This window comes from Rhodopseudomonas sp. WA056 (genome assembly GCF_010906995.1).
In the GTDB taxonomy this organism is placed as follows: domain Bacteria; phylum Pseudomonadota; class Alphaproteobacteria; order Rhizobiales; family Xanthobacteraceae; genus Rhodopseudomonas; species Rhodopseudomonas palustris_G.
Genome location: NZ_QPFS01000119.1, coordinates 1 through 14,886, shown reverse-complemented (window position 1 = coordinate 14,886; position 14,886 = coordinate 1). Strand labels below are relative to the sequence as shown.

The 14,886-nt window shown below is 66.2% G+C and carries 13 protein-coding genes; 12 read left to right on the top strand and 1 reads right to left on the bottom strand.

Annotated features, from left to right (window positions below; all coding sequences use genetic code 11):
• Window positions 1-183 precede the first annotated feature (183 nt).
• From DU475_RS19415 to DU475_RS19400, 4 genes are all read left to right on the top strand, one after another.
• Window positions 184-558: a hypothetical protein gene (locus tag DU475_RS19415; RefSeq protein ID WP_164633051.1), complete on the top strand. Its 375-nt coding sequence runs from the start codon at window positions 184-186 to the stop codon at window positions 556-558.
• A 131-nt stretch (window positions 559-689) separates the two neighbouring features.
• On the top strand, window positions 690-2,063 hold the full coding sequence (locus DU475_RS19410) for a hypothetical protein (RefSeq protein WP_164633050.1): 1,374 nt from the start codon (window positions 690-692) through the stop codon (window positions 2,061-2,063).
• 4 nt (window positions 2,064-2,067) lie between these two features.
• Window positions 2,068-2,856 (top strand): COG3904 family protein, encoded by a 789-nt coding sequence (locus tag DU475_RS19405; protein WP_164633049.1) that lies wholly within the window; start codon window positions 2,068-2,070, stop codon window positions 2,854-2,856.
• A gap of 167 nt (window positions 2,857-3,023) precedes the next feature.
• Window positions 3,024-3,476: a hypothetical protein gene (locus DU475_RS19400; protein WP_013503078.1), complete on the top strand. Its 453-nt coding sequence runs from the start codon at window positions 3,024-3,026 to the stop codon at window positions 3,474-3,476.
• A gap of 48 nt (window positions 3,477-3,524) precedes the next feature.
• On the opposite strand, the gene DU475_RS19395 is transcribed toward DU475_RS19400, so the two are convergent.
• Window positions 3,525-5,648 (bottom strand): hybrid sensor histidine kinase/response regulator family protein, encoded by a 2,124-nt coding sequence (locus DU475_RS19395; protein WP_164633048.1) that lies wholly within the window; start codon window positions 5,646-5,648, stop codon window positions 3,525-3,527.
• 215 nt (window positions 5,649-5,863) lie between these two features.
• Between DU475_RS19395 and DU475_RS19390 the strand changes: the two genes are divergently transcribed.
• From DU475_RS19390 to DU475_RS19355, 8 genes are all read left to right on the top strand, one after another.
• Window positions 5,864-6,175, top strand: coding sequence for a c-type cytochrome (locus DU475_RS19390; protein WP_013503076.1), 312 nt, complete (start codon window positions 5,864-5,866; stop codon window positions 6,173-6,175).
• Window positions 6,176-6,280: 105 nt separating this feature from the next.
• Entirely contained in the window at window positions 6,281-7,420 is a 1,140-nt protein-coding gene (locus DU475_RS19385) for an acyl-CoA dehydrogenase family protein (protein WP_013503075.1), read from the top strand.
• Between the two features lie 147 nt (window positions 7,421-7,567).
• Window positions 7,568-8,722: an acyl-CoA dehydrogenase family protein gene (locus DU475_RS19380; protein ID WP_164633047.1), complete on the top strand. Its 1,155-nt coding sequence runs from the start codon at window positions 7,568-7,570 to the stop codon at window positions 8,720-8,722.
• 160 nt (window positions 8,723-8,882) lie between these two features.
• Complete coding sequence (locus DU475_RS19375) at window positions 8,883-9,533, top strand: glutathione S-transferase family protein (RefSeq protein WP_013503073.1); 651 nt, start codon at window positions 8,883-8,885, stop codon at window positions 9,531-9,533.
• Between the two features lie 166 nt (window positions 9,534-9,699).
• Entirely contained in the window at window positions 9,700-10,524 is an 825-nt protein-coding gene (locus DU475_RS19370) for a helix-turn-helix transcriptional regulator (protein ID WP_164633046.1), read from the top strand.
• Between the two features lie 120 nt (window positions 10,525-10,644).
• Window positions 10,645-11,511 carry a beta-keto acid cleavage family enzyme gene (locus tag DU475_RS19365; RefSeq protein WP_164633045.1) on the top strand — a complete coding sequence of 289 codons (867 nt, stop codon included), beginning with the start codon at window positions 10,645-10,647 and terminating at the stop codon, window positions 11,509-11,511.
• A gap of 165 nt (window positions 11,512-11,676) precedes the next feature.
• On the top strand, window positions 11,677-13,281 hold the full coding sequence (locus DU475_RS19360; RefSeq protein WP_164633044.1) for an AMP-binding protein: 1,605 nt from the start codon (window positions 11,677-11,679) through the stop codon (window positions 13,279-13,281).
• 181 nt (window positions 13,282-13,462) lie between these two features.
• Window positions 13,463-14,886: acyl-CoA carboxylase subunit beta (locus tag DU475_RS19355; RefSeq protein ID WP_164633043.1), on the top strand; the 1,424-nt coding region annotated here is incomplete at its 3' end.

Genomic DNA, 14,886 nt, shown 5'->3' with positions numbered 1-14,886 from the left:
GGGCTTCCCCCGCCAGCCCCGGGGCCGACTTCTTCATGCAGCCGAAATTCCTCGATCGCGCCATTCTGCGCGCCGGCTCGAGATGTGCAATTAATTCGCAACTTTAAGTCCAATTCAGTGTGCGGGACGAGGTTTGCCTTCGTCGACCCGGCTCCAGCCCGGCTGGGCGCAGCGTCAGCCCGAATGGTGCGACCCTTGTTTGCCGCCTTCGGCGTTCGGTACGCCACTGGCACCACCCGGGAACCCGCGACCGGCGCAAGGGGGCACGACTCCGAACTGCAGCTTCACGGTGCGCTGTCCTACGCTTTTGCGCCGCACTTCATCGCGGGTGTGGGATTGCGCTTTCTGCGCGCCTATGGCGGCGGCGGGCTCGACCGGTTCAGCGGCGATGCGGTGTTCGTCGGTCCGACCTTCTCCGACGAGCTCGCGCCGACGCTCGGAGGGGGCCGACATCTGGCAGGTGCAGGTCGCAGGCGAACGCTCGGCGATCCACGGTGTCTCAACCTCGATCAGTTCGAGCGGCACCAGGCGATGGTCGGGTTGAACGCTCACTTCTGAGCCGCGTCGTTCCGCCGCCGATGTGGCGCCGCCGCGGCCCCACCATAATCTGGTCCAACTCGACAACTAACAGTCGGCCTGAACGCGGGGGCGTTGGCCGTGCGCAGCATGCGCACCTGTTGGATGTCCAGATGCCCGAAGCCGCTCCTCCGGCCGCTAGTTCCCCGTCGCAATCTTCCTTGTCGTCCACCTCGTCCATGGTTCCGTCCTCGCTGCTGCTGTCGCGCGGTGTGGTTCGGCTCGAAGTGATGCTGAAGCTGACCACCGCGATCCTCGCGGTGGCGGCCGGCGTCTACACCTATCTCGGCGTGCGCGATCTGCTCAACGGCAGCGCCACCACGGTGTTCTTTGCGGCGTTGATCTATTCTGTGGCGGTGTCGGTCGGCATCTACGCCTTCTGGGTGTTCCTGATGCAGTTCATGCCGCATGTGGTCGATCGCGCCGGCCGTTGGCTGATGTTCGGCTGCATGCTGCTCGGCTCGCTGATGATCGTGGCGATGTCGTCGTGGCTCAACGCCTCGGCATTGGCCGGCGCCGCGGCGATCCGGCAGCATCTGGCGATCACCGTGCAGGACTACACGCGCGATCTCGACGCCGCCAACACCAACGCTATCGCCGCGCAGGGGCTGCTGCCGGATATCCAGATCGCGGCGTCGCGCTTCGCCAAGCTGGCCGAGGCCGAGCGCGCCGGGTCGCTCACCGGCACCGCCGGGTCCGGCACGGTGGTGCAGTTGCTGACCCAGATGTCGAGCCAGCTCGACAGCCTCGGCAAGGAGGTCGAGGCCTCCGGCAAGCGCGTGACGTCGCTGTTCGAAGAAGGCGGCAAACATCTCGCCAAGATGCGCGAGCTGGTGTCCGACCGCGGCCCGATCAGCGCGCGCAGCGACGGCTTCGCCACCGAGTCGCTGGCGCTGATGGGCGTCATCGCCAATCTGCAGCAGACCTCGGTGGCGCCGGCAGTGAAGCGCGCCGCGACCTCGCTGTCGTCGTCGTTCATCGCGCCGGCGGCCAGCGGGCGCAACGTCGATCTCGCCGACCGGCAGACCTCGGTGGTCGGCAAGGTGGAGGGGGCGGTGGCCGCGCAGGCGGCCTCGCTCGCCGCAGCCGCCGACGCGATCCTCGATCGTCCCAAGATCGAACCCGCCCGGTTCCAGGCGATGTCGCCGGCCGAGGCCGTGCTGCGCTACGCGGGCGACTTCATTCCGAGTTGGGCCGGTGCGATCTCGATCGACCTGATGCCGGCGGTGCTGGTGTTGATCCTGTGTGTGGTCCACGCCGCGATCCGCCGCGAGGGACTGCCTGCGGCGCACGCTTCGTCGATGACTGCGGCCGAGCTGATGGCGGCGCTGCAGATGGCACGGGAGGTCGAGCAGGCGAGCCGCAATGCCGGCGACGGAGCGGCGCCGCTCGCGCCCGAGCGGCAGCCGCAGGTGCCGGGCGTCGAGCCGGCTGCGGCCGTCGACGAGAACGTCACCGCGCTCGCCTCGGCGCGCCAGGCGAAGTAAGCGCATGGCCACGCTGTCGCAGCGTTTCCAGATCTGGCTCTCCGGCAATCCGGACGATGCGGTGCTGCGGATGATCTTCCGCCTGCTGATTGTCGGCACCGTCGCCGTGCTCGCCTACGATCTCGCCGGTCCGGAAAGCGGCGGCGCGCAGCGGGAGACGTCGCCGCTCAGCCTGCCGTCGTTGCCCGAGGTCCTGTCGCCGTGGCTGCCGGACGGCGACCGCCTGACGCCACTGCCGCAGCCCGGCGGTGCACTCGGCAAGCCGATGACGTTCGAACTGCTGAGCGGCGGCCGTCTCCAGGCCAATGGCACGATCACGCCGGGAAGCGCGGAGGCGTTCGGCAAGGAGCTCGCGCGCCACGCCGAGTACATCAAGACCGTGGTACTGAACTCGCCCGGCGGCTCGGTGTCCGACGCGCTGGCGATCGGCCGCATGATCCGCGAGCACAGGCTCGCCACCGAAGTCGAGGCCGGGAAGTACTGCGCATCGTCCTGTCCGCTGGTGCTGTTCGGCGGCACCGAGCGCCGCGTCGGCGCCAAAGCCGCGGTCGGCGTGCATCAGGTGTTCGCGGTGAACGCCGGCGAGACCGCGGCGTCGCCGCCGCGCGACCAGATGAGCGACGCGCAGCGGATCTCGGCGCGCTGCCAACGCTACCTGAGCGAGATGGGGATCGATCTGGAAGTCTGGATCCGGGCGATGGAAACCCCGAAGGACCGGCTGTTCGTGTTCAAACCGGAAGAATTGACCAAGTATCGTATAGTCACGGCGGAGACGTCAGCGCCGAAATCCTGATGGGCCGGAGCGGCCGTGACGGGTGCGACAACTGGCGCGTTCAGGTTTTGGCCTCCAGCGTACATAGATTTTACCCGTGAATTCCGATCCGGCACACAGGTTCCCGCAACTTTTGCCGGAAACTGCAGTTTAACCGACCACATTCAACGGCTCACAGGATGTGCTCCATGACGAAAACTGCTCTGGTACTCGGGACCGTCGCGACCCTTGCGGTCGCCACCGTTGCGGCGCCGGCTCCGGCCGAAGCCCGTAACGGCATCGGGCCTCTCATCGGCGGTCTCGCCGCCGGTGCGCTGATCGCCGGTGTCGCCTCGTCGGCCTATGCCTATGGTCCGGGCTACGGCTATTACGGCGGCGGTCCGTACTACGGTGGCTACGGCTATGGCCCGCGTTATGTCGGCTATTACGGCGGTCCCGGTTATTACGGAGGACCCGGCTATTACGGCGGGCCGCGCTATTACTATCGGCCGCGTCCAGTTTACTACGCCCCCCGTTCGTATTACCGGCCGTATCGCGCCTATGGCTATTACGGAGCGCCGGTGATCCGCGCCGGATACGGGCCCGGCCTGCGTCCGCGAGCGATCCATCATCGGCACTGGCATCACCATCGCCGCTGGTAACTCTGGCGACCGCTGGAGCGGGGGCTCTCCGCTCCAGCGCCCGCACGCTCAGGATTTCGGTCGCGTCGCAGGCTGTTGCTGAGCCTGCGCCAGCGCGGCGCGCATGTTTTCCAGCGTGTAGGGCTTTTGCAGTAGCAAAAAGCCTTCGCTGAGCGCCGACGCCGAGCGGTCGCTGTAGCCGGACGCCAGCACCACCGGGGTTTCCGGATGATGCTCTCGGATCAGCCGCGCCAGTTCCAGCCCGCTCATGCCCGGCATGACGATGTCGCTGAAAACCAGATCGATGTCCTGCCGCCGGTTGAGCACCTCGACCGCGGCTTCGGCACAGTTCGCCGGGACGACCGAGAAGCCGCATTGCGTCGCATAATCGGCGGCGACCGCGGCGACGTCCGGATGATCTTCGACCAGCAGAAGAGTCTTTGGCGCCTCGCCGTTGAAGACGGGCACATGAGTTTTCGAATCCTCGCGGGCCGGCGTTTCCGACGACAGCGGCAGAAACAGATCGAACCTTGTGCCGCGGCCGAGTTCGCTCTCGACCGTGATGGCGCCGCTGGATTGCTGCACGAAGCCGTAAATCTGGCTGAGGCCGAGACCGGTGCCGCGATCGACCGGCTTGGTGGTGAAGAACGGCTCGAAGATCCGCTCGCGAATGTCGTCCGGGATGCCGACGCCGGTGTCGGCGAACGACAGGATGGCGTAGCTGCCGCTGAGCCGGCGCGGGCCGAAATTCTTCAGCGTCTCGGTGTGGATCGAGATGGTGATGCGGCCGCCATCGGGCATCGCGTCGCGCGCGTTGAGGGCGAGATTGAGCAGCGCGATCTCGAATTCGTTGGGATCGATCGTCACCACCACCGGCTGGTCGGGCGGCTCGATCACGATGCCGATGTCGCTGCGTACCGACTGCCGCAGCACGTCGGCGAATTTGTTCACCGCATCGCCGAGATCGACCGCTTGCGCCGCGACATTGTGCCGGCGTGAGAACGACAGCAATTGCCGGGTCAGGGCGGTGCCCTTGGCGACTGCGGAATCGATCATGTCGAAGCTGCGGATGTCCTGCAGGTCGCTGTGCCGGCGCCGCAGCTTCTGCACCGAACCGCCGACCACCATCAGCAGGTTGTTGAAGTCGTGCGCGACCCCGCCGGTGAGGCGGCCGAGCGATTCCAGCCGCTGCGCCTGCTTCAGGGCGTTCTCCGCGACGAGACGGCGGTCGGCCTCTTCGTACAGCTTCTGCGTCCGCCGCATCGCCAGCAGCACGATCGCGATCAGCGCGGCGGTCGCCGGCAGGCCGACCAGCAGATAGGCGCCGATCTGCGCCAGCCACATCGACCGGATCGCGCTGGTCTCGAGTCCGGCGAACACATAGACCGGCAGGTCGGGCAGCTTGCGGAACGCGACGCGGCGCTCGATGCCGTCGAGCGACGACACTGTGGTCATTCGCCCCTCGTTGCGACCCTCGCGTATCGCCTGACCGACGATGCCTTCCGGTTTCACCGCCACGTCGCTGCCGTCGATCTCGGGCATCCGGGCGAGGATCGCGCCGTCCTCGCGGACCAGCGACGCCACCCTGCCGTCATCACGACCGACTTTGGCGTAAAATCCCTCGAAATAATCCGGCAGCACCGAGGTCTGGATCACGCCGGCGAAGCGGCCGTCCGGCGTGTTGCGGCGCCGGCTGACGCTGAAAAACGGTGCGCCGTCGAACGGCGGTCGCGGCTGCAGCACCCGGCCGACGTAAAGGCCGATGTCCTGGTCGCGATGGGCGCGGAAGTAATCGCGATCGGACAGATCCGGCCGCGGCGACGGGAACTGCATGGTATTGACCAGCGGACGGCCGGTGCTGTCGAAGATCCACATCGACTTGATTTGTTCGGAGCCGCCGGCCAGCCGCTTGAGGCGCTCGTGCAGCGTGGGTTCGGCGGCGCGGATATCCTCGTCCGACATGCCGCGGACGATCTCCGCGGTCTCCGCCATCGAGCGCTGCACCGACTCGAAGATCTTCAGCGCGTGCTCGGTGATAATGTCGCGTGTCTTGTCGATCTGGCGGTCGGCATTGGCCTCGTTGGTACGATACGACAGCCACGCGGCATAGCTGAACAGCGCGACCGGCAACACCACGGAGGCGATCAGGATCGCGCGGAGCAGCCGAAGCGAGTCACGTTGCGCGGTCAGCATGAGCCGGGAGGTCCAAAGCGAGGCCTGTATTGATCAATAATGCACCTTTTGGGACCGAAGAAAACGGCGGCCGGCTGCGCGGGGTAGGGCGGCGGTTGCGCGCGATCCCCGCCCTTCGACCATCTATCGCCTCGCCGCAGGTTGAAGTAAACAGCGGAACTTGCTGTGATTTGCCCGGCGGTCTCGGCCGCCTCGCAGAAGACGAGGGACCGTCGATGCGCGTTTTGACTCTCGGCCTGTCGTTGCTGCTGATCGCCGGCGTGTCGTCCGCACGGGCGTCGGATGTCGGCAACGGCGAGATCTTGGCCAAGCGCTGGTGCACCGGTTGTCACGTCGTCTCCGACCAGCAGCGCAAGGGCAGCGACATGGCGCCGTCGTTCGCGGCGATCGCGTCGCAGCCGAGCTTCAACGAGGAGAGGCTGGCGTTCTTCCTGCTCGAGCCGCATCCCAAGATGGCCAACATGGCGCTGAGCCGCAACGATACCAAGGATCTGGCGGCCTACATCGCGCAGCAGAAGCATCCGTGACGCTCGGCGCGGCCGCGGCGTAGCGGCCAGCGCCTCGACGCAAGGCGGTTCCGTGCTTTCCCGGCATCCTCGACGTCGCGTGAAGCCGACCGCGGGTGCTTAGGATTGACCAGCTCACTGTTCTACACCGCCGACCACGTCGCGTTCCGCGACGTCGTCCGGCGTTTCGTCCAGAATGAAATCGAGCCGTTCGCCACCGAATGGGACGAGGCCGGCGGCTTCCCGCGCGAGCTGTACGAAAAGGCCGCCGCGATCGGGCTGCTCGGCCTCGGCTTTCCGGAAGAATACGGCGGCACGCCGTGCGATCAGTTCATGTGGATCGTCGCCACCCAGGAACTGGCGCGGGCGGCGGCCGGCGGCGTCAGCGCCAGCCTGAACAGCCACTCGATCGGCGCGCCGCCGATCGCGCGCGCCGGCTCGGCCGAGTTGAAGGCCCGGGTGCTGCCGGAAATTCTGGCGGGCAAGAAGATCTCGGCGCTGGCGATCACCGAGCCGTCGGGCGGCTCCGACGTCGCGAATTTGCGCACCCGCGCGGTACGCGACGGCGACCACTACGTCGTCAACGGTGAGAAGACCTTCATCACCTCCGGGATGCGCGCCGACTACATCACCACCGCGGTGCGCACCGGCGGCGAGGGCCCGGGCGGAGTCAGCCTGCTGCTGATTCCCGGCGACACGCCGGGGCTGACGCGCACCCCGCTGAAAAAGATGGGGTGGTGGGCGTCCGACACCGCGACGCTGCATTTCGACAACTGCCGCGTGCCCGCCGGCAATCTGCTCGGCACCGAGGGCGCCGGCTTCATGATCATCATGATGAACTTCAACAGCGAGCGGCTGACGATGGCGGCCGGCTGCATCGCCGCCTCGAAGGTCTGCCTCGACGAGGCGACCGCTTACGCCAAGCAGCGCGTCACCTTCGGCAAGCCGCTGGTGAAGCATCAGGTGATCCGCCACAAGCTGGTCGACATGGCGCAGAAGATCGCCGCCTCGCAGGCGATGCTGGAACTGCTGGCCTGGCGGGTCGATCAGGGCGAAAGTCCGATCGCCGAAATCTGCATGCTGAAGAATCAGGCGACCCAGACGATGGCGTTCTGCGCCTCCGAGGCGGTGCAGATCTTCGGCGGCGCCGGCTACATGCGCGGCGTCAAGGTCGAGCGGATCTATCGCGACGTCAAGGTCAACGCCATCGGCGGCGGCACGGAGGAAATCATGAAGGACCTCGCCAGCCGGCAGATGGGATTGTGAGCGTGACTTACCAACGATCGTCATTCCGGATTGCGACCGAAGGGAGCAAGTCCGGAATCCATAACCCCTGTCGGTGATTATGGATTCCGGGCTCGCGCTGCGCGCGCCCCGGAATGACGACCGATAAGAATGACCAGGGAAGAGACAATGCTGTTCAACCAAGACCACGACGAACCGCGCCGCATTCTGCAGAAGTTCATTCAGAGCGACATCAATCCTCACGTCGACGAGTGGGAGAACGCCGGCATCTTCCCGGCGCACGAGCTGTTCAAGAAGCTCGGCGATCTCGGCTTCCTCGGGCTGAACAAGCCGGTCGAATATGGCGGGCAGGGGCTCGATTACTCCTATGCGCTGATGATGGCGGAGGAACTCGGCGCGATCAATTGCGGCGGTGTGCCGATGGCGATCGGGGTGCAGACCGATATGGCGACGCCGGCGCTTTCGCGGTTCGGCTCCGACGAGCTGCGCAAGGAGTTTCTGGCGCCGTCGATCGCCGGCGACTACGTCGCCTGCATCGGCGTGTCGGAGCCCGGCGCCGGCTCGGACGTCGCAGGAATCAAGACCACGGCGAAATCGGACGGCGACGACTACGTGATCTCCGGCGGCAAGATGTGGATCACCAACGGCACCCAGGCGGACTGGATCTGTCTGCTCTGCAACACCGGCGAGGGCCCGGTGCATCGCAACAAGTCGCTGATCTGCGTGCCGATGAAGACCAAGGGCGTGACGATCGCGCGCAAGCTCGACAAGCTCGGGATGCGCTCGTCCGACACCGCGCAGATCTATTTCGACGAGGTGCGGGTGCCGAAGCGCAACCGGATCGGCGAGGAGGGCAAGGGCTTTACCTACCAGATGGTGCAGTTCCAGGAGGAGCGGCTGTGGGGCGCGGCGGCCTGCCTCAAGGCGCACGAGAAGACGATCCAGAACACCATCGAGTACACCCGCGGCCGCAAGGCGTTCGGCAAGCCGTTGCTTGACAACCAGGTGATCCACTTCCGTCTCGCCGAGCTGCAGACCGAGGTCGAGCTGCTGCGCTCGCTGGTGTATCGCGCCGCCGAAGCGCTGGTCGCCGGCGAAGACGTCACCCAGCTCGCCACGATGGCCAAGCTGAAGGCCGGCCGTCTGGGCCGCGAGATTCCCGACGCCTGCCTGCAATTCTGGGGCGGCATGGGTTTCATGAACGAGACGTTGGTGAGCCGCTCCTATCGCGACAGCCGCCTGACCGCGATCGGCGGTGGCGCCGACGAGGTGATGCTCGGCATCCTGTGCAAGATGAACGGCACGCTGCCGGGGAAGGCGTAAGTCGTATGAAGACCTCACCCTGAGGAGCCTGGCTCCGCCGGGCGTCTCGAAGGGTGAGCGACGTGTGGCTCATGGTTCGAGACGCGCGCCAGGGCGCGCTCCTCACCATGAGGTCAGTGATTGGTAAAAAGCGAAGACAAAGGGAGGCGACGGTCGCTACATGATCACGCTGTATCACTGCCACGGCGCCCGGTCGTTCCGGCCACTGTGGATGCTGGAGGAGATGGGGCTCGACTACGAGCTGAAGATGCTGCCGTTTCCGCCGCGGGTGTTCGCCAAGGAGTATCTGGCGATCAATCCGCTCGGCACCATCCCGTTCATGATCGACGGCGAGACGAAGATGACCGAGTCCTCCGGCATCTGTCAGTATCTCGGCACGCGCCACGGGCCGACGCCTCTGGTGGTCGGGGTCGATGATCCGGCCTACGGGACTTATCTCAACTGGATGTTCTTCTCCGATGCGACGCTGACCTTCCCGCAGACTCTGGTGCTGCGCTACGGCACGCTGGAGCCGGCGGAGCGGCGCCAGCCGCAGGTGGTCGAGGACTACGCCAAGTGGTTCCTCGGCCGGCTGCGCGCCGTCGAGGCGGCGGCCGGGCAGAGCGAATACCTCTGCGCCGGCCGGTTCACCGCCGCCGACGTGGTGATCGGCTACGCGCTGAGGCTCGCCGGCAATCTCGGCCTCGCCAAGGAGTTCGGCCCGAACGTCGCGGCCTATTGGGCCCGCCTGCAGCAGCGTGACGGCTACCAGCGGGCGCTGGAGGCGGAAACCCGCGCCGGCGAGGCCCAGCAGGTGCCGAAGCGCGCCTGAATCCTCCCTGATCCGGCCCCCGGCGCGGTTTCCCGCCCGGGACGGAATTTCCGCGTCATCTCGCCCGGTGACAACGCCCGAGGTTGCTGTATTGTCGGCGGTGCTCCGCGAAGAGGGCGCCGCAGAACGATGCGGGAACGGGCGACAACCCGCCCCGGGAGGACCGATGACGAACGACGATTGTCCGGTTTCCGGACATTTGATGCTGATCAGCCCCGAACGCGTGTTTTATGCCGGCCTGCTCGGCCGCCCGCGCCGCCGTACCAGCGGCGGCTATGCGATCTACGTCTCGATGCAGGGCACCTTGCGGGTGACGATCGAGGACCGGCCCGAGCAGGTCGGCGCAGTCGCTTTCGTGCCGCCTTATCTGCCGCACAATGTCGAATCGGATTCGCGCTGCATCATCAGCCTGATCATCGAGCCGGAAACCGTGCTGCCGGCGCCGATGGCTGCGCTGGGCGCTCGGATCGGCGGGGCCGGCGCGTTGGCACTGGCGAGCCGGATCCGGCAGGCCTATCAGGCACTGGTGGCGACCGGCCGCCGTGACGGCTTCACCACCACCGAATTCGACAACCTGGTGTTCGGCGAGCCGCTGCCGGCGCGCGCGATCGACCGCCGCGTCGCCCGCGCGATCGCTCGCCTCAATGACGTCGGGACCGACACGGTGACGGCCGAGGATTGTGCCGGCACCGCCAACCTGTCGCAGTCGCGCTTCCTGCATCTGTTCAAGGACGAGACCGGCGTGTCGTTTCGCGCCTTCCGCGCCTGGAAACGGGCGCGGCACCTGCTGCACTTCGTCAATTCCGATATCAACCTCGCGCATCTGGCGCAGGACATCGGCTATCCGGACTCGACGCATTTCAGTCACTCTATCCGGCGGTTCTACGGCCTCCAGCCGCGCGCGATCTTCTCCGGCTCGCGCGATCTGGCGATCTGGCGCAGCGATCCGCACGCTCTGCGCGCCGGCGAATTGCGGCACGGTCGCACCTAACCACCGCACTCAGCGCGTCGGCGCAAGATACGCCGACGCCTGCTCAGCATCATTCCAGCCAACATGGTTCGCGCCGCAAACATTTGCGGCGTAGCAGCAACCTGAAAGGGCTGGAAGCGAATGAGCGACAAGGCGGTGATCACCTGCTCGCTGAACGGCGTGCTGACCGATCCGAAGCAGCACCATGTGCCGGTGACCCCTGAACAGATGGCACGAGAGGCCAAGGCGGCCTACGATGCCGGCGCCGCCATCGTTCACATCCACCTGCGCGATCAGCGCCCCGACAAGGGGCATCTGCCGAGCTGGGATGTCAGCGTGTCGCGCGAGATCCAACAGGCGATCCGCGAGGCCTGCCCGGGCATCATCATCAACCACACCTCCGGCACTTCGGGCCCCAACTACCAGGGCCCGCTCGCCTGCATCCGCGAGACCAGGCCGGAGATCGCCGCCTGCAACGCCGGCTCGCTGAACTATCTGAAAGTGAAAGCCGACAATAGCTGGGCCTGGCCGCCGATGATGTTCGACAACTCGGTCGAGAAGATTCAGGACTTCCTCGACGCGATGAAGGATGCCGGCACCATTCCGGAATTCGAGTGCTTCGACGTCGGAATCGTGCGCTGCGTCGGGATGTATGTGCAGACCGGGATGTATGCCGGCCCGCTCGAATACAACTTCGTGATGGGGGTCGCCTCGGGCATGCCGGCCGATCCCGAATTGCTGCCGATCCTCTTGAAGCTCAAGCGCCCCGAAGCGCATTGGCAGGTCACCGCGATCGGCCGCGCCGAGATCTGGCCGCTGCACCAGGCCTGCGCCGACCTCGGTGGCCATCTGCGCACTGGTCTCGAAGACACGTTCTATCTGGCGAGCGGCGAGAAGGTGACTTCGAACGGCCAGTTGATCGAAGAGATCGCCGGCTGCGCACGGCGGGCCGGGCGTGAGATCGCTTCGCCCGAAGAGGCGCGCAAGATCTTTGGTGTGCTGCACTAATCACGAGTCATTCCGGGGCGCGCGTAAGCGCGAGCCCGGAATCCCGAGATGTTCTGCCACCGTCGAGATTCCGGGTTCGCCGCTGCGCGGCGCCCCGGAATGACAACCGATAAGCATCGCACATCAAGCAGCCGGAAGAGCTGCCTCACCTCGAGGGAGTAAACCATGACCAGTCTTGAAGCGACCGGCGGTGTGCCGGGACCGGGGCGGATCGGCCGCGTGGCGATCGGCGACATCTTGCGCAAATCGGCGAAGCGGTTTCCGAACCGGATCGCGCTGACCGACGGCGCCCGTCAGGTCAGCTACGACGAACTTGAACGCGACGCCAACCGCTTCGCCAACGCGCTGGTGGCGCGCGGGCTGAAGCCGGGCGCGAAGATCTCGACGATCTGCAACAACTCGGTCGAGTTCGTCAAAACGCTGTTCGGCATTCACCGGGCGGGCCTGGTCTGGGTACCGATCAACACCATGCTCGGCCCGGACGACATGAGCTACATCCTCGACCACGCCGAGGTGAAGGTCGCGGTGATCGACGACAATCTGTTCGGCCAGCCGGAACGCCGCGCGGCGCTGGAGGCCCGCGGCATTGAACTGATCGCTGTCAATCTGGCCGGCAAGGCCGCCGACACCGGGCTGCCGACCTTCGATCAGCTTCTCGACGGCCAGTCCGAGATCGAGCCCGAGGTGGCGTTCGACGACCGCGATCTGGCGATGATCATCTACACCTCTGGCACCACCTCGCGGCCGAAGGGAGCGATGCACGGCCACCTCGCCGTGACGATGGCGGCGATGAGCAACGCCATCGAGATGCACCTGTCGCGCAACGACGGCATCACCGGGCAGTTTCCGCTGTTTCACTGCGCCGCCCACGTCGTGCTGCTGTCCTATCTGATCGTCGGCGGCAAGATGGCGCTGATGCGCGGCTTCGATCCGGTCGCCTGCATGGAGGCGATCCAGCGCGACAAGCTCTCCGTCTTCATCGGCCTGCCGCTGATGTATCAGGTGATCCTCGATCATCCGCGGCGCAAGGAATTCGATCTCTCCAGCCTGCGCTGCTGCATCTACACCATGGCGCCGATGCCGCGGCCGCTGCTGGAGCGTGCGATCGCCGAGCTGTGTCCGACCTTCGTGCAGCCGTCGGGGCAGACCGAGATGTATCCGGCGACGACGATGTCGCAGCCGGACCGCCAGCTCGAACGCTTCGGCAACTACTGGGGCGAGTCGACGCTGGTCAACGAGACCGCGATCATGGACGATTCCGGGAACCTGCTCGGCGTCGGCCAGATCGGTGAGATCGTGCATCGCGGCCCTAACGTGATGCTCGGTTATTACAAGGATCCGGAGGCAACCGAGGCCGCGCGAAAATTCGGCTGGCACCACACCGGTGACCTGGCGCTGATCGACGAGCACGGCGAGGTGCTGTTCCTCGACCGCAAGAAGGACATGATCAAGTCCGGCGGCGAGAACGTCGCCTCGGTCAAGATCGAGGAGACGCTGCTGGCGCATCCGGCGGTGATGAACGCCGCGGTGGTCGGCCTGCCGCACCCGCAATGGGGCGAGGCGGTATCGGCTTTCGTCAAGCTCAAGCCCGGTGCGCAGGCGACCGAGGCCGAGATCATCGAACACTGCAAGAAGCATCTCGGCGGCTTCCAGGTGCCGAAGCTGCTGCGCATCGTCGACGAGATGCCGATGACCGCGACCGGTAAGCTGCGCAAGGTCGAGCTGCGCAACGCGTTCACCGATCACTTCATGCTCGGGCAGACCGGATGAGTGCTCGTTGTCGTCATTCCGGGGCACGCCGCAAAGCGGCGTGAACCCGGAATCCCGACGTAAAGGGCACTTCGAGATTCCGGGTTCGCGACCTGCGGTCGCACCCCGGAATGATCAACGAAGCGAAGAGGTTCCAGAACGCAGCCGTTGATGGGCGCTCTGGATGGCAAGGACAACGTGAATGGCAATCATCGAATCCACCGTGGCGCCGGGGAGTGAGGGCTTCAGGGCCAATCGCGACGGCATGCTGGCGCTGATCGAGCGGATGCGGATGCTGGAGGCGCGGGCGCGGACGCTGTCGTCGGCCTCCGCCGAGCGCTTCCACAAGCGCGGGCAATTGCTGCCGCGCGAGCGCGTCGCGTTGGTGCTCGATCCGGGCACGCCGTTCCTCGAACTGTCGACGCTCGCCGGCTACATGTTCGACACGGCCAATGCCGACAAGAGCGTGCCCGGCGGCGGCGTGATCGGTGGCATCGGCTATGTGGCCGGCATCCGCTGCATGATCAGCGCCAACGATTCCGGGATCGATGCCGGTGCGCTGCAGCCGTTCGGTCTCGACAAGACGCTGCGGATTCAGGAACTGGCGCTGGAGAACAAGCTGCCGTTCGTGCAACTGGTCGAGAGTGCCGGCGCCAATCTCTTGCGCTACCGGGTCGAGGACTTCGTCCGCGGCGGCAATATTTTCCGCAACCTGGCGCGGATGTCCGCCGCTGGGCTGCCGGTGGTGACGGTGACGCACGGCTCGTCGACCGCGGGCGGCGCGTATCAGACCGGCCTGTCCGACTACATCGTGATGGTGCGCGGCCGGACCCGGGCGTTCCTCGCCGGGCCGCCGCTGCTGAAGGCCGCGACCGGCGAGATCGCCACCGAGGAAGAGCTCGGCGGGGCCGAGATGCACACCTCGATCTCCGGTCTCGGCGATTACCTCGCCGAAGACGACCGCGACGCGCTGCGGATCGCGCGCGACATCATGACCGGGCTGCCATGGGACCGCTCTGGTCCTGGGCCGGATCCCGCGACCTATCACCCGCCGCTGTACGATCCGGAAGAACTGCTCGGCATCATGCCGATGGATCACAAGCGTCCGGTCGACATGCGCCAGGTGATCGCGCGGATCGTCGACGACTCCGACTTCACAGAGATGTCGCCGAACTACGGCCCCGCCACGGTGGTCGGCCAGGCGCGGATTGCCGGCATGGCGATCGGCATCATCACCAATAACGGTCCGCTCGATCCGGCCGGCGCCAACAAGGCGACGCACTTCATCCAGGCCTGCTGCCAATCGCGCACCCCGATCCTGTATCTCAACAACACCACCGGCTACATCGTCGGCCGCGCCTATGAGGAAGCCGGCATGATCAAGCACGGCTCCAAGATGATCCAGGCGGTGACCTCGGCTACCGTGCCGCAGATCACGATCTATTGCGGCGCCTCGTTCGGAGCCGGCAATTACGGCATGTGTGGCCGCGGCTTCCATCCGCGGTTCTGCTTCTCCTGGCCCAACGCCAAGACCGCTGTGATGGGCGGCGAGCAGGCCGCCGAAACCATGGGAATCGTCGCCGGAGCCGGCGCGGCGCGAAAGGGCGTGCCGCGCGACCCCGAAAA